Here is a 15,724-nt window from a genome sequence, read left to right as displayed (position 1 = left end):
CGTGACCGCAGGCCTTTTGACGCGCGCGAGCTGCGCGATTTCGCGCTGCGACATCAGCTCCGCCTCCATGGCTCACCTCCTCGCTCTGGCGGTCACGGTACGAGTCCTGGAGCGTCGAAAAAGAACGTGGATCTGTTATCCCGGGATAACAGTGTGTAGGGCAGTGTAGGCGACCAATCTGCGGTTCCCTCGATGCGCCAACGACATCAGGGGGTCTGATGAACGACACGCTCACGCTCTACCAGGAGCTCACCGACCGCTTTCAGCGGTCCCAGGTGCCCGGCCCGGTTAGCGACCTGGCTCTTGCCGCCTTCCACGGCGACCAGGTTCTCGATGACGTACTGCGAGGTGAGGCCCTTCCGCCGTCGCCCGAGCCGAGTGAGGCGGGCGGTGCAACGCCGCAGGCATTCCTAGAAGAGGTCCGGGTTGCCGGCTTCCGCGGGATCGGTCAGCAGGTCACGGTCGGGCGGCTGCCCAAGACCGGGCTGACCGTGTTCGTGGGCCGCAACGGCTCCGGGAAGTCCAGCATCGCCGAGGCCGTCGAGTACGCGCTGACCGAGGACTCCCTGCGCTGGGCGCAGCGCCCGCCGGCCTTCCGCGAGGGCTGGCGGAACCTGCATCACGACGGCGCATCGGAGATCCGCCTCAGCCTTCGGCTCGACTCGGGCCAGCAGGTGGCGACCCACCGCACCTGGCCGGCCGGGGCCACCGATCTGACCTCCGCGACGGTCACCACGACCACGGGCGGCGCCGCGATGCCGCCCGGTCAGGTGCCGCAGTGGATCGGTCAGGCCGCTAGGTACCGGCCGTTCCTGTCTGCCCGCGACCTCGAACGGGTCATCACCGCCAAGCCGGCCGAACTGTACGACGCGATCGCGCCGATCCTCGGCCTGGGCCCGCTACGCGACACCGATGCCCGGCTGCAGCGGCGGCGCAAGGTCTACGACGACCGGGCCAAGGCGCTCAAGGTGGCCTTCACCGAGCTACGCGAACAGCTCGGCCAGATCGACGATGACCGCGCTCGCGACGCCTTGAGCGCGCTCGGGGCCCGTCCGCTCCGCGCGAACCTTGCCCGGCTGGCCGAACTCGCCTGCGGCGACACCGCCAGGTCGGAGGAGCCTGCAGCGGCAGCCGCCCGGCGGCTCGCCGAGCAGGACTTGCCCGACCTGGGTGCAGCGCTGGATGCCCTCGCCGAGTCTGCGGCGGCGATGCGTGAGGCGACCGCAACCGACAGCGGCGCCGCGGATCGGAGCGCTCGGCTGCTGCGGGCCGCGCTCGACGTGCACCACGACCGCGGGAACGGCCCTTGCCCGGTGTGTCGCGTCGGGACCCTGGACCAGGACTGGCGTACGCAGGCCGAGGAGGAACTCGCCAGGATTGCCGCGGTCGCTGCGGCGGCACGCGCGGCCCAGCAGGCTCACGCGCACGCCCGGCGTACGGTCGACGGGCTGCTCGGTGACATCCACCGGCTACTGGACCCGGCCGCCGCCGCGCTGGCGCCCTACATCCCCGGCGAGAGCGCGGCGATGCGCGAAGCTCTCGCCGGCCTCGGCCCCGATCGGGCCGCTTGGGACAGTGTCGTCGCGGCGTACACCACCCTCGTGAAGGCGGCGGCCGGCTGGCTCGCCCAGCGTCACGACGCCTGGCGCGAGCCCGGCGCCGCGATCCGCCGGTGGGTCGACGCTGCGGCCGTGGTCCGCGCCGAGGCGCCGGCCCTGGCTCTGCTCACCAAGGCTCGTGCGGCTCTCGACACCGCCGAGAAGGCGATCCGGGCCGACCGGCTGAGCAACTTCGTCGCCCAGTCGGACCGGGTGTGGCAGAAGCTGCGGCAGGAAAGCAACGTCGAGCTGCACCGGCTGCAGATGGAAGGAGTGAACAACACCCGCCGGGTCCTGTTCCCCGTGGCCGCCGACGGCGTCGAGACCAACGCGCTCGCGGTGATGAGCCAGGGTGAGCTGCACGCCCTCGGCCTCGCGGTCTTCCTGCCCCGCGCCTGCGCCGAGACCAGCCCGTACCGGTTCGTGATCATCGACGACCCGGTGCAGAGCATGGACCCCACCAAGATCGACGGCTTGGCCGAGGTGTTGCGAGAGGTCGCCCTGACCCGGCAGGTCATCGTGTTCACGCACGACGACCGGCTGCCGGAAGCGATCCGCCGCCTCGACATCGAGGCCGACGTCCGGGAGGTCACTCGCCGCGAGGGCTCGATCGTCGAGGTCCGGAAGGTCTGCGACCCAGCGGACCGCTACCTCGACGATGCCCGCGCCCTGGTCGCCGCAGACATCCCCGACGAGGCGAAGTACCTGATGGTCGCCGGGTTCTGCCGGTCCGCGATCGAGTCGGTGAGCATGGATCGCTACCGGGCCGCCGAGCACCGGCGTGGCACGCCCTACCAGGAGATCCTGGAAGGACTCAGCCGAGCGCACACGGTCAAGGACCGGCTCAGCCTCGGGCTCTTCGGCCGCCTCGTACCCCGCCCGGAGCTCTTCGCTCGTCTCGACCGTGACTACGGCACCCAGGCCACCCGGACGGTCAAAGCGGTGGCGGACGCGGTCCACGGCCACCGGAGCATGCCCGCCCGAGCGATGGTCACCAAGACCGCTGCGCTCGTGGGGCGGTTGCGATGACGACGTCCCTGTACCTCGCCACCGCCGACCGGATGCTCAGCAGCGTCATCCGAGGCACCCGCGGAGCCTGGCCCCGGGCGTGCGCCTGGCTGCTTCGCCACGAACTGGAAGCAGCGATGGACCGGTACTGGGCCCGAGTCTGCCCCGAGATCGGACAGACCCGGGTGCAGCGACCGAAACTGCTGCTGCTCGCCCACTACGCCGGCCCCGACCTCGGGCGCCGGGCCAGCTACCTGTGGTGGGCGCTGTCCCGCGCCGGTCACCACCACCACTACGAACTCGGCGTCACCGCAGCCGAGCTGACCCGGCTCCGCGCCGAACTCCTCGACCTCGTCGCGCTCCTTGACCACTCGGAGGCCCCGACATGCTGAAGCGAGATCAGGCCATGCTGATCCTCGGCGTTGAGGCGCTGGCCATCGTCGGCGTCGTCTACTACCTCGTCACGCTCGATCTCATCAGCCTTGCCTGGTCGGCGTCGATCGCGATCGCCATCCCGGCCTGGCTGCTTGCCGTGAAGGCGCCGACGACGTGCGGCGTGACCACCCAGAACGGCGGCCGGTGCGGACGAAAGGTCAACGGGGTGATCTTCGGCTGCGGCCGGTCGAACCACACCTGGGCCAAATTCTTTGCCCGCTTCGGTTGGCGTCGTCAGCCAGACCCGAGCAATCGTCAAAGCCGGTCTACCGAGGCTACCGAGGTCACCGAAGTGGTGACCGTGAAGATCGCCGAGGACTGGAAGAGCACCGTGACATTCTGGCTCGCCCTCACCGCGACGACGTGCGCCCTGGTCAGTGCCACCGTCGATGCCACCAACTTTTTTCACGAGCCGCCGAAGCCGCCGGCCGCCGTCTCCCGCTGACCCTGACTTCCCCCATCGATGCGTCGAAGATCAAGTCCCGGCGAGGATCGCGCGCTACGGCCTCTTCCGCGGCACGCAACACCTGTTCGAGTTGGGCTTCAGCTGCGTCAAGCCGCGCGGCGCTGCAACATTTCGGCCTGCTCGATGAGCCGACAAGGCACAGCGGTGCTCCGGGCGCGGAGGTGAAGGTTGCTGAGAGAGGTCGTTCCGATGACGTCGGGTGTCGGAAATCGGATGCATAGATGAACGTGTTATGCGCCCTATCCTGGAGGGCTTTGCCTCGGGCCGACGGCCCGGCGGATCAGCATTGGCGTACGTCGACTGACTTGGAGACGAGATGCTGTTGACCCAACCGGATGTACTCCACCTCGTTCAACAGGCCGCTGGCCGGTGGGCAGACCAACTGATCGACTTCGGCCCGCGCAACACGCTGCTCTACTTCAAGGAGCGACAGACCACCACCCTCGATCTCGCTGACGCGGCTCCCGGCGTGGTCGCCGACCTGCTCCGAGGACAGAAGGTTCGCCTACGGACGCTGTTCCCGGACCAGGACCGGCACAACACCGCCTGCAACACTGCCCGCAGCCTCCGCCGGAAGCTGGTCGAGCTGGAGGAGGAGCAGGGCATCCAGGCCGGTTGGGTGACCCGCGGCCTGCTCTGCATGGTCGGTCCGTACACCCGCGGGTCCGTGCCGATGCAACCGCTGCGGGCACCGCTGATCCTGCAGCAGCTTGCGCTGGACAGCAGGACGGCGACCGAGAATGACTTCACGCTGGAGCTGTCAGAGTCACCTGAGATCAATCCCGTCCTCCTGTACGCGCTGGAGCGGCAGTACGGCGTGGAGGCGGACATCAGCGCCCTGGGCGAGAAGCTGAGCGCGATGTTGTCCGAGATCGCTGAACCGGACCAGCAGTTGAGCGCGGCCTACCAGCTGATCGCCGAGGCAGTCGCTCCCAGCGGCCTGTCTCTCCGGCTCGAGCCCGCGGTGGTTGCCGGCGTCTTCACCTTCGACAAGCTCCCCATGGTCGAGGACCTGCGTAACTCGGCCGAGCTGCTCGCATCACATCCGGTGATCGGCGCGATGGCGGGCGACCGCGACGCTCGGCAACAGCTGCGCACTGAACAAGCTCAGGGGTCCAGCTCCAGCGTCGATCGGATCGATCCGGCCAAGGAGTTCCTGGTCCACGACGCGGACTCCTCTCAGCAATCGGCGATTGACGCGGTGCTGGCCGGCCGGCATGTGGTCATCGAGGGTCCACCCGGCACGGGCAAGAGTCAGACGATCGCGAACATCATCGCGTACATGGCCGCGATGGGCCGCAGCGTGCTGTTCGTCTCCGAGAAGCGGGCCGCGATCGAAGCGGTGATGAACCGCCTTGGCGACGTCGGGCTCGACAATCTGGTGTTTGACCTGCACGACCGCAAGATCAGCAAGCGGCAGGTCGCCCAGCGCATCGCCAACGTCCTCACCCAAGCCGGTGCCGAACCACCCGTCGACACCGACGAGTTGCATCGCCGCCTGCACAGCCGCCGGGCCGCGGCGAAACGGCACCCGGCCGAGCTGCACGAGGTTCGGCAACCCTGGGGGGTGAGCGCTTTTCAGGTCATCGAGCAGCTCCTCGCGCTTCCGACTCTCGATGTCAGCGGCTACAACTTGCGCGCATCCGAGCTGCGGAACCTCGACCGATCGAGGCTCGAGTCCGCGCGGGAGGACCTTCGGACGTTCGTGGATCGTGGCGGCCTGAGGATCTGGCGCGGGGAGTCGCCGTGGGCGAAGGCCGCCATCCGCACTCCAGACGATGTCGGCAAGGTGCTGGTGCATCTCGACGAGCTCGCGGCCGGTGCCCTGCAGGGCGCGCAGCGCCAGATCCGGGACTTGGTCGACCGGGCGGGGCTGGACGTGCCGGACGACCTCGCTGCCTGGAGGGATCTGTTCGACCTGCTCAGCGAGGTCGACCGCACCATCGCCAGCTACGGCGAGCAGGTCTTCAGCCCGGATCTGGACGACTTCGTCTATGCGACAGCACCTGGGCGATCCCGGCCGCGCCGCTCGGAGCCGCTCGGTATCTTCCGCCGGTTTCAACTGCGCCGCGAGCTGCGGCAAACTTGTCCGGCCGCTCCCCGGAAGCGATCCGAGATGTATCAGGGCCTGGTCGCCGCAGTGGACCAGCGTGAGCGGTGGCGGAAGCTCAGCCGTCAGGACAGCGCACCCACTGCTCTGGCAGACGCCGACCTGTGCATGTCGTCCTTCACACAGGTGCGTAACCACCTCGCCGCAGTGGCGGCATGTGCCCGGATCGACGGCCTTGAGCGTGGAACCACGACCACTGCGGCCAACACGCTCGCCGAGTTGAATGCCGACCGCGGGACGTTGTTCCTGATGCCCGACCTGAACAAACAGCAGCAGCTGTTCCGCTCGTTGGGGCTGAGCCACATGCTCGATGACCTGGCCCACCGGCAGGTCTCAAGCGGCGAGGCAGCCGACACCCTGTTGCGCTCCTGGTTGCAGGTGGTCCTCGACGAGATGCGCATGCGGGTCCCGTACCTCGGTCAGTTCGTCGGGCAGCAGCATGCCGCGGTGGTCCAGGACTTCCGCGCTGCGGACAGCCGGCATATCGAGATGGCCGCCCGGCACGTGCGCCGCAACGTGGCAATGAACCTGCGGAAGGCCCGAGACGCCTATCCCGACCAGAACGGCCTCGTCCGGCGGGAGGCGGCCAAGAAGAGCCGGCACCTCTCTCTTCGGAAGCTGCTCAGCAGCGCCCCGGAGGTGCTCCTCGCCGCGTTCCCGTGCTGGGCCATGTCACCACTGGTGGTCAGCCGCATCCTGCCGCCCGAGCGGTCGTTCGACGTGGTGATCTTTGACGAGGCGAGCCAAATCGAGCCGCACGACGCGGTCGCCTCGATCATGCGGGGCACCCAGCTCGTCGTGGCCGGCGACCCGAAGCAACTCCCACCCACGCCGTTCTTCCGGCGCCTCGTTCAGCAGAGCCCGGCTGGCGAAGACGATGATCTCGGCGACGAGAGCCTCGAGGACTACGAGTCCGTTCTTGACGTCCTCGGTGGCCTCATCTCGGACCCGTACCGCTTGACCTGGCACTACCGAAGCCGAGACGAGCGCCTGATTGCGTTCTCGAACGTCGAAATCTACAACCGGTCCCTCGTCACGTTCCCTGGCGTGCAGGTCGATAGCCCGCTGCGCTTGGAGACGGTGGATGGCCGTGTCGCCCCCGGGCAGAGCGGTTCATCAACGGAGGAGGTCAACCGGGCGGTCGAGCTGATTCTCGAGCACGCCGAGCAGCGACCGACCGAGAGCCTCGGCGTCATCACCATGGGGCAGAAGCACGCCCTGCGGATCGAGGCGACCCTGCGCAGCCGACGCCGAGAGCATGAGCGCCTCGACGACTTCTTCTCCCAGGACCGGGCCGCGAGCCAGCGGTTCTTCATCAAGAGCCTGGAGAACGTCCAGGGCGACGAGCGGGACGCCATCATCCTGAGTATCGGCTACGCCAAGACCAGAGACGGTCGACTTCCGCTGCGCTTCGGACCGCTCAACCAGGAGGGCGGTGAGCGGCGCCTCAACGTCGCGGTCACCCGAGCGCGGAGTCGGATGACCGTGGTGAGCGCATTCTCCCACCACGACATGGACCCGAACCAGACCGCGGCAACACGGAACCGCGGACCCGAACTGCTCCGCCGCTACCTGGAGTTCGTCGACCTCGGCGGCGACCTGGGCGCGCGACAGCACAACGGGGTCGAGCTCAACGGCCTCGAACGCAGCGTCCTGAAGGCTCTCCAGCAGCAGGGCATCAACGCCGTGCCGCAGTGGGGCGTCTCCGGCTACCGCATCGACCTGGCCCTCGCCCACCCAGAGCAGCCCGGCCGCATGGTCCTCGCTGTGGAAACCGACGGTCACTCGTACCACCAGGCACACAGCGCCCGGGACCGGGACCGGCTGCGCCAGCAACACCTCGAGCGCCTCGGGTGGGAGTTCCACCGCATCTGGTCGACCGACTGGTACGTGGATCCGGCAGGCCAGACAGTCCGACTCATCGCCCGCTGGAAGCAGGCGGTCGACCGCGCCAACAACGCCGCGAGGAGCCACCCCATACCGCCGGCACGCCGGCCCGATCAGCCACCGTCGCCGCCGGCGACCCGCCGCGGCCCACGCCCCGACGTGCCGATCGGTCTGCGGATCACCGACTACACGCGGGAACAGCTGGTACAGATCTGCACCTGGCTGGTGAGCGACCAGCTTCAGCGTGATCGGGATGAGCGCCTCCAAGAGGCCATGAGCGAACTTGGCTTCCGCAAGCGGGGCTCAATCATCCTCCAGCGCCTGACCGAAGCACTCGACATCGCGCAGCAGCGCGCCGACCGGGAGGTGTCCCGATGATTGCCCTCGACCCGCTCACTCTGGAACGCGTCGCTCGTCTGATCTGCGACGTCGATGGTCCGTACGAGCGGACCGGTACGCAGATCGAGCGGTTCCTGCACCGAGTTCGGTGGCCTGGCGATCCGCAGTACGACGGCTCTCCGCGGATCCCCTGGCTGACAGAAGTACTCAGTTCCCATGCCGACGATGCCGCCGCCCTCGACCGGCTGCTCTGTCGCATCGGTGATCCTCTGGAGTACGACGGCGGCGTCGAGGCCGCCGAACCGATCGCGCAGGAGCTGAACCGCATCCTGGCCCCCGAACAGCTCACCATCACCTACATCGGCGGGCGTCCCGTGCTCGGGCAGCTCAGCCAGAGCAGCGACGTTCCCCTGTACGGGCCGCCGCCAGATCTCCACGAGCGGGTGCGACGACTAACCGGGAACAGCAAGGCGGTCGACGTCCTTATGGCGCGCGCCGACGAAGCGTCGATCTGCCAGAACAACGGGGCCTACGCGCTGGCGATCATCGGCATCGGCAGCTTCGTCGAAGGGCTGCTGCACGTCGTGGTGACTGATCGCGACGAGACGGTGCGAAGGAACGGCCTGGTCGGCCGGGGTGGCCGACGGGTTCCGGCCGAACGAGCGGGCCTTCACCTGCTTCTCGAGTACGCGCATCGACAGGAATGGGTCCAGACCGACGCGAAGGACTTCATGGAGAAAGTCCGGGACTACCGGAATTTTGTCCACCCCCGCCACCAGATCGAGTACGGACTCGTGCCCGACCTGGACACGGTGCGGATGTGCTGGGCGCCTGTACACGCGCTTCTCAACGACCTGGAATCCGCATCATGATCAAAAGCTCATCTCGGTGACCAGCAAGCAAGCGGATTGACCTCTCCTTGTCCAGATGCCGACCTCGACACCGCCGCTGCTACTCCAGTTTTCGAACCAAGACCAGGTGCTGGAGTGGCAGGCGGAGGTCAGCGGGGCCGCATCGAGCGAGTGCGGCGACGCGTACGGCGGAGCCCTCTCGCCTGTAACCCCTTAGGACGGCACAATGCTCGGTTTCAGGTCTGTGTTCACGACCCACCGCGAACGTAACCATCTGCAGCCACTGGTTCGGGAACAACTCGACCGGTGGATCGCAGACCTCAAGGGCTGGGATCCCTCTGCGCTCCGTGAAAACCGGTGGGCGACCATCGGTGACAACGTCAGGGCCCTGCTACTGCAGCACGAAGGGCAGGACGGATCGACGTCAACGCGCGTACGAATCGTCGAGACGAAGCCGGGCGGACAGTGGATCACCCAGCTGACCGTACATTCGCCCAACGCGAGAGAGCGTGCGGCGTGGGCCTGGGTTGACATCGAATCTCCCGACCCTGACAGCGAGGACCCACGCAGCCACCCCCGTCTCGCAGGCACTCCCCGCTTTCTTGCCCCAACTCTCGATATCATCGACGCTTGGGACGGTGCTGCCCGCCTCGCGACGCGACCAATCGTCATCCGCGGCGACGAAGTCGACGAGGTCCACCGGGCGCTCATTGACGCCGAACGGCGAGGTGTCGTCTTCGTCGCCGGCAACGACGGCTCGCTGCCGTCAGTCCCGTGGACGAACCGGATCGCCAGCCTGACTCGGTTCACCATCGGTATGGCCTCGTGCTACGTGCTGGACGGGGAGGCCACACAGTTGCTCAACGACCGGCTCGGCCAGGCCCACGCCGTACTGCCCGGCCGGCTTCGGACATATCGCTCCCAGGTTCAGCCGGACTCAGTCGTCGACGGACTGCGGCACCGGGTCCTGAGCGCCGAACGGATCATCGACGACAACGAACAGCCCCGCCTCGCGCGCGTACTCGCCTCCAACGCCCAACTTCAGGCCCTCGAACAGCCGCTACCCGCAGCGGTGGCGCGGGTGCACCGGATGCTGGAACGCCTCGCCGACGACATGTTGGTGCACCGGCTCGGGGATGTCGGCTCGAAGCGGCGTTCGCTCGTTCCGTCTCAGCCCCGGGCGACGGCAGTCGAGACGCGCGAGAGTGATCGTCCCCAAGATGACGTCAACGCGCAGCAAGGCATGTTGCTTGACTACCTAAAGATCAAGGTCGGCATCGATGATCTGACCGTCGACCGAATCGACGAGATCGTGCGTTTGATCGAGGTCGGCCGGTCGTCGCAGGAGGCACAGGAAGACATCGCATCCCGACTCGCGCAGCTCCAGGCGGAGCTCGACGAGACACAGAAGGCGTATCACGACGTCAAATGGCAGCTGGATGACGAGCAGATCGAGAACCGCGACGCGGTCGACCTTCTGACCCGGTCCGAGGAGACCGTACGGACGCTGCGCCATCGGCTGGCCTCGATGGGGCAAGCTGAGGTGGCCTGGACGGCGCAGCCGGCGGATGAGGATGTCTCTCGGCCGGGTAGCTTCGGCGAGTTGCTCCGTTGGCTACCGAAGCTCAAGCACGTCGTGTTCACCGGCGATCCTGACCACGCTGAGGACCTCGACAGCAACGACCCCCTGGGAGCCTGGGCTTCGAAGACGTGGGACGCGTTGTTGGTGCTTCATGACTATGCAGTGGCGAAGGCGGACGGGCGCTGGGGCCGCGACGTGCACGGCTTCCTTGAACACACCCCTGATGGCTGCCACGAATGGCCGACGCGACGGCACGCCCGCGATGAAAGCGAGGAGGTGCGAACCAACCCAACGTTCCGGAGTAGGCGCGTTCTGCCCGTGCCAACCTCCGTCGTTCCGGTTGGACAGGCCTTCATGGGAGCCCATTTCAAGATCGTCCAGTTCGCCATGATCAGCCCTCGGATGCACTACTACGACGACACGGCGCAGAGCGGCCGGATCTATGTCGGTTACATCGGCCGGCACCTACCGACCGGACAGACGAACTGACGGCACGCGAAGGCTAATTGCTGGACACGACATGGAGGGCTGGAGCATCCACTGCTGGCTCGGGTCGTACACCTGTCAGCTGGTGGCGCGGTAGAGCTTCACCCCGCCGCTGGCATCCGGTGGGCTGGCGACTGCGGCGTGTTCGTTGACGAGCCACGGCGTGAGGCCGGGAGCGGTTTCCCGGTCCTCGCCGGTGCGGCCGTCGAGGATGACGGGGCCGTTCGCCGTGCGGCCGTAGACGGCTCCGTGCCAGGCGGTCGTGACGGTGGGGGCGATGCGGTTTGCCTTCTTGTCGGGTAGTTCCCAGAGCCACTTCCCGCTGTCGTCGAAGGCGCCTGCCCAGTCCTGGCGTTGGTTCTGGCAGATGGTGACGCTGCGGCCGTCGTGTAGGCAGGTGATGTTGTAGGCGGTGCTGCTGGTGGCCTTTGACTCGTCGAGGAGGCGGCCGGTGGCGGCGTCGAGGAGGCGGAAGAACTGCTTGCGGCCTTGCGACGCTCCGGTCGCGGTCACGATTTTCGGGCTGCCCGGCTTGATGGCGATCGTCTCTGCCGGCTCGGTATGCCAGCGCTCGGCACCGCTGTCGATGGCGAGCGCACGTGCCACTGCACTCTTGGCGTCGGTACCGACCGCCACATCGCTAGCGATGGCACCGAGGTTGAAGTCCGGACGGCGCCAGACCTCGCGTCGATCATCAAGGTTCACGGCGACGGTGTCGGTGCCGACCTGGGCGACGACCACGGGGCCGTGCGCGCCGACGACGACCGGGTGCTTCCGGGTCAACGTGTGCTGGTCGTCGTCACTGGGCTCGATCTCGATGCGTTGAGCCTCATGCCCGGTGCCGGCATCAGCGGCGAGGACTTCGATAACCGGGCGCGGCGGTGTCGTGCCTTGACCGGGCGCGGTGGTGGCGAAAGCCGTCACCACACGGCGCTGCGCACCGAGGTCGGCCAGCACCGGCGGTTGGGCGGGGTTGCCGCCGACGAACGGGTTCTGCGTCGACGGCGACAGCGCAGGCTCGTGCGCGGGTCGCAGCGTGCCGGTGACCGTGCCGGAGGTGACGTCAACGATTTCCAGCCGGTCCACCGATGAGATCCAGACGCGCTTCCCTTCGAGTAGCACTGGTAGCGACTCGACGCGTTGTCCCCCCAGGTTGATCTTCGACAACGACGCGCTGTCAGGTAGCGGGATGGCATCAGTCGTGTCGAAGGTGCGCGGCGGGTCGAAGGTCGGGCGCTCGCTCGGCGCGCTTGCGGTCGCTTGGGCTGGTGGCTGTTGCGCCTCCGGTGCGGTTCCGCAGCCGATGGTGGCGGCAACGACGCCCAGGCTTACGCCGAACACGCCCAGATTTGCTTTGCGCACCGCGTCACGTCTCCCCGTCGCCGTTGGGTACAGCCGGGAAGTGTAGCGACTTTGGTCCACTCTTCGTGTCCCGACCGTTGCGGCCCGAAGCCGTATTTCGCAAGGCGGGAGAGGGGTAAACCGAATTTTGGGAGGCCGCTCCAAGGTCATCAGCACGTCAAGGTGAGCTCTTTGCCGGCTGTCCGTCCACAATCTTTTCCTTTACAAGGCGTCGGACATGACGTTCGGACACGCCTGCGGCCAGAGCCAACTCCGCCAGGCTGGCCAGGGGACGCTCGGCACGCAGCCGGGCTACGACGTCTGCCGTCCGCTCCGCGCGCCCCGTCATCCGCCTGCGTCGCCCGGTTCCCCGCAGGGGCGGCGCCACCTGACTCGTCGTCCGGCCGTCGGTGCCCCAAGCCTGCTGAGCTTGCTTCGCCTCAGTCGCGAAGTCCGACGGGCGCGACTGCGGTGGCAGCGTATACGTAGCGTCGAAGCCCGGCGGTTGCTTCGGGCGGGTGTCGTCTGACGTTCGATGGTCGTTGTGTGGGGCCGGTTGCGATCTCGTCAGCATCTCTACGACCAGCAGCAACGCCACCGCTGGCCACGCCGCCACGATCCGAGCGCCGAGGCTCGGCTCGGCGGCGGCGATGTTCGCCGCCACGCTGGCCGCCACCCCGACCGCGAAAGCCGTCCGGGCCGACCAGCGCACCCTCCGGCCGGCGCGCTTGTCCTCGACCATGGCCGCCGACGCGACAACCAGCATCCCGTCAACCGACAGCGGAAGTACGTAGGCAACCTCGGGACGCTCACCGAATCTCAACGCCACGGCGACCATGTGACTCCACGACGACCAGGCAGCAATCCCGGCCACCGCCACCGTGCTCACGTCTCGGGCGAGCCGGGTCGGCGTCATCGAACCACCCCCGACCCGAGCTGTCGCTCGATGGCCTGAACCTCGGCGGGGTCCACGGACGGACGTCCACCGATGTCCAACCGCGTCTGGACATCGACCCATCGCCGCCACCGGTCGACGACTTCGCCCGCGTCGAGACCGGTCGCTTTCGCGATGTCCGTCAGGTCCATGCCCGCCCGCAGCGCGGTGTGGATCATCGAAGGTTGCCAGCGAGTCCACCAGGACACAACCGCAGCGGACACGCCAGCTCCGTCAGGACGTCATCGAGTCCGGTTCCCGGCGTCCGAGCGACGGCATGGTCATGAAGATCGAGAAGGAGTTGGAACGGGTTGATCTCTTCCGTATCGGCGAACCGCACTGGCGGGTCGGACGGTTGGGCCGGGTTCATCGGGCACCGCCCGGTGCCCGTGAGCTGGGCAAAGTCAGTGGGAGCGGGTCACCGGCGATCGTGGCGGTGTGGTTCGCATGGTGGTACCTCCGGCCCACCAGCACAAACACCGGTTGATCTCGGTCCCGAGTACAGCCATTCGTGCAGCAAGCCGTCACGCCGTCCCCTCCTCGCCCAACAGCCGGTCGATTGCCGAGGCAGCCTGGCGAGCCTGGACTGGCTGCACCTGCACGACCTGCGACACGCCTTCGCGACGTTCCTGCTCGACTAGGGCGAGGAACTGCGGACGGTGATGGAGTTGCTAGGGCACCCCAGAATCCGGATGACGGCCGATACCTACGGGCACGTCCTGCCGGCTCAGGTAGGGCGACAGGCAGTCCAAACACCCTAGAAACGCCAGAGTTCTATTTGCCTGGTTTGGCTGGCTCGGGCGGCGCCCCTCGCGCCCGCCGCCAGTCGGCGACTGCCGCCCCGCCGAGCACCAGGGCGGCGGCGACGAGTCCCACCAGCGGTCTCGTCGGCATCAACAGCGGGAAGAGAGCGACCAACACGACCAGCACGACGATCCGGGCGCGCGATACTCGGCCGAACACCTCGTACTCCAAGCGCGACCGACCGACCATGAACAGCGCTGGCCCGCCGAGGACCACCGCGAGCCAGGGCGGTGGCACCTCCCCGTACGGATGGTCGATGGTGAGTTCGTAGCCAATGGAGGTCGTCACGATGCCGGCTAGCATGATCATGTGTGAGTCGGCGGTCGACCGGCCCAACCTGGCCGGCTGCTTGCTCTTGCTCACCGCCTCCGGCAGGACCTGGCCGGCCCGGTAGAAGTAGATTCGCCAGATAAGCACCGTGGTGGCCAGCGCCGCTGCGAACGCGATCGTCCGGCCGGCACTGAAGCTGTTGTCGCTGTAGGTTAGGCCGATGACCAGCACCGACTCGCCGAGGGCGATGAGGAAAAACGACTGGTAGCGCTCGGCCAGATGCTCGCCCTGGATCTCCCATTTCCAAAGCGGAGAGCGGCCCAGGCCGGGCACCGGCCAGCCGAATCGCGCGGCCCCGAACTCGATGCCCAGGGCAAGCGCCCAAAGCGCTCCTCGGCCCCACCCCGGTGGCACCAGCGCCCCGACGATCCACAAGATGCCGGTGGCGCTGAACGTGATCAGCATCCGCAGCTTGAGATTCTGCCGCTCCGAACCGCGAAGCATGATCGCTAAAACCAGGGGATGGAACACCTGTGCGGTCACGTAGGCGGCGGCGAAGGCGAGGCCCCGGTGGGTGAACGCCCCCGGTATCGCCACGCCCATCACCATGGCGGCCAACAGCCGTACGATGACCACGAGTTGGATCGCCTCGTGGCGGGGGTTGTACCGGCTGGTGGTCCAGGCCGTGACGTGCCAGATGGCCCAAAGGGCGAGCAGCAGGACGAGGGTCTTGCCGACGTCGCTAAAGATCACGCCCAGTGTGCCGGGGTCGGCGGCGAAATCCCCGACCGCCCGAGTGGTGATCCGGTTGAGCGCGAAGACGAGGACCAGGTCGAAGAAGAGCTCCAGGAACGTCGCTCGGTGCGTCTCCTCACCCTTGTGCAGGAGATGCTTCAGCTCGCGGTCCCCACTACCGATTCGCCCCGTCCTGCCGACCGGTCCAGTGCGCTAGGCGCCGCCCTGCGCCACGGAACGGTGAGCGAACGGTCCGCGCGCGAGGACCAACCCGCGCGCGCTGGACTGGGCGCTGCGGTTTTCGCCTATCGGCCAGTCGTAGCACCCTGCGGGCGGTGTGCAACGAGGTACGGACAAAGAGGTTCGGAGCGGACCGTGCGGTGGTATGAGGCGTGTGGCAAGCCGCGGCCGGTGCAAGCGCGTCCTGGCATGCCGTTGAGCCGCGATCGTTCTTTCACACCGAAGCGGTCGCCGTGCCCGATGCAGCGGTCAACACCGGTCCATAGCGGCACCCCGGCAGCCGCAAGCTGAACGGGCGTGACTGGTGGTCTCTAGGCTGGCGTCAGAAGTCCAAAGGCATCTGGACCGGAGCTTCAGCGAAGCTGGCAACCCTCAGTTTCGTCGTCGGCACCGTGACTGGAGTCATCGGTGTCTTCAAGTAGTCCGCCTGCCTGGCGTCGATGGCTGGACCCAGTATCAAGATCATGCCGTCTGTAGGCCGTCTAACGTAAGCCCGCGATAGCAACTGATGACCACCCATGACTAGTCCCGGGCCAGGTCAGAGCGTGTCTCGTCCAGTTCGGATGCCTTTGCCCGGCTGCGGAGCCAATACAACGCCAAATAGTCGGGGCAAGTGCTCTGACCCGTACTTTCACCCG

9 protein-coding genes and 1 pseudogene are annotated in these 15,724 nt (G+C 67.4%); 6 read left to right on the top strand and 4 right to left on the bottom strand.

What is annotated here, in order from left to right:
- The first annotated feature begins 218 nt into the window (after positions 1 to 218).
- The 6 genes from OG990_RS11960 to OG990_RS11935 all read left to right on the top strand — a co-directional run bounded on the left by OG990_RS11960 (position 219) and on the right by OG990_RS11935 (position 10,765).
- Positions 219 to 2,627: an AAA family ATPase gene (locus OG990_RS11960; RefSeq protein ID WP_406080416.1), complete on the top strand. Its 2,409-nt coding sequence runs from the start codon at positions 219 to 221 to the stop codon at positions 2,625 to 2,627.
- Positions 2,624 to 2,998 (top strand): hypothetical protein, encoded by a 375-nt coding sequence (locus OG990_RS11955; RefSeq protein WP_406080415.1) that lies wholly within the window; start codon positions 2,624 to 2,626, stop codon positions 2,996 to 2,998. The genes OG990_RS11960 and OG990_RS11955 overlap by 4 nt, the downstream gene beginning before the upstream one ends.
- On the top strand, positions 2,992 to 3,486 hold the full coding sequence (locus tag OG990_RS11950) for a hypothetical protein (protein WP_406080413.1): 495 nt from the start codon (positions 2,992 to 2,994) through the stop codon (positions 3,484 to 3,486). The genes OG990_RS11955 and OG990_RS11950 overlap by 7 nt, the downstream gene beginning before the upstream one ends.
- Positions 3,487 to 3,823: 337 nt before the next feature.
- A complete protein-coding gene (locus OG990_RS11945; RefSeq protein WP_406080412.1) occupies positions 3,824 to 7,882 on the top strand; it encodes an AAA domain-containing protein in 4,059 nt (1,352 codons plus the stop codon).
- Positions 7,879 to 8,715, top strand: a complete 837-nt coding sequence (locus OG990_RS11940) for a hypothetical protein (protein WP_406080411.1) — start codon at positions 7,879 to 7,881, stop codon at positions 8,713 to 8,715. The genes OG990_RS11945 and OG990_RS11940 overlap by 4 nt, the downstream gene beginning before the upstream one ends.
- A gap of 223 nt (positions 8,716 to 8,938) precedes the next feature.
- Complete coding sequence (locus tag OG990_RS11935) at positions 8,939 to 10,765, top strand: hypothetical protein (protein ID WP_406080410.1); 1,827 nt, start codon at positions 8,939 to 8,941, stop codon at positions 10,763 to 10,765.
- A 75-nt stretch (positions 10,766 to 10,840) separates the two neighbouring features.
- Here OG990_RS11935 and OG990_RS11930 read toward each other — a convergent pair whose 3' ends face one another.
- The 4 genes and pseudogenes from OG990_RS11930 to OG990_RS11915 form a co-directional block, all read right to left on the bottom strand.
- On the bottom strand, positions 10,841 to 12,124 hold the full coding sequence (locus tag OG990_RS11930) for a hypothetical protein (protein ID WP_406080408.1): 1,284 nt from the start codon (positions 12,122 to 12,124) through the stop codon (positions 10,841 to 10,843).
- Between the two features lie 157 nt (positions 12,125 to 12,281).
- The gene (locus OG990_RS11925; RefSeq protein WP_406080407.1) at positions 12,282 to 13,019 is read right to left on the bottom strand and encodes a DUF2637 domain-containing protein; all 738 of its coding nucleotides are present in this window, start codon (positions 13,017 to 13,019) and stop codon (positions 12,282 to 12,284) included.
- Positions 13,016 to 13,407 (bottom strand): annotated as a pseudogene (locus OG990_RS11920) (hypothetical protein). The gene OG990_RS11925 and the pseudogene OG990_RS11920 overlap by 4 nt, the downstream one beginning before the upstream one ends.
- A gap of 404 nt (positions 13,408 to 13,811) precedes the next feature.
- On the bottom strand, positions 13,812 to 14,996 hold the full coding sequence (locus OG990_RS11915; protein WP_406081731.1) for a low temperature requirement protein A: 1,185 nt from the start codon (positions 14,994 to 14,996) through the stop codon (positions 13,812 to 13,814).
- Positions 14,997 to 15,724: the final 728 nt, after the last annotated feature.

This window comes from Micromonospora sp. NBC_00858, from assembly GCF_045207365.1.
Taxonomy (GTDB): domain Bacteria; phylum Actinomycetota; class Actinomycetes; order Mycobacteriales; family Micromonosporaceae; genus Micromonospora.
The sequence above is the reverse complement of the archived record's forward strand: the minus strand, read 5'-3'. Positions and strand labels throughout refer to the sequence as shown.

Excerpts from the sequence above, each read along its gene's own strand:
- OG990_RS11925 (WP_406080407.1), bottom strand. The coding sequence starts at position 13,019 with ATGACGCCGACCCGGCTCGCCCGAGACGTGAGCACGGTGGCGGTGGCC.
- OG990_RS11945 (WP_406080412.1), top strand. The coding sequence starts at position 3,824 with ATGCTGTTGACCCAACCGGATGTACTCCACCTCGTTCAACAGGCCGCT.
- OG990_RS11960 (WP_406080416.1), top strand. The coding sequence starts at position 219 with ATGAACGACACGCTCACGCTCTACCAGGAGCTCACCGACCGCTTTCAG.
- OG990_RS11955 (WP_406080415.1), top strand. The coding sequence starts at position 2,624 with ATGACGACGTCCCTGTACCTCGCCACCGCCGACCGGATGCTCAGCAGC.
- OG990_RS11940 (WP_406080411.1), top strand. The coding sequence starts at position 7,879 with ATGATTGCCCTCGACCCGCTCACTCTGGAACGCGTCGCTCGTCTGATC.
- OG990_RS11950 (WP_406080413.1), top strand. The coding sequence starts at position 2,992 with ATGCTGAAGCGAGATCAGGCCATGCTGATCCTCGGCGTTGAGGCGCTG.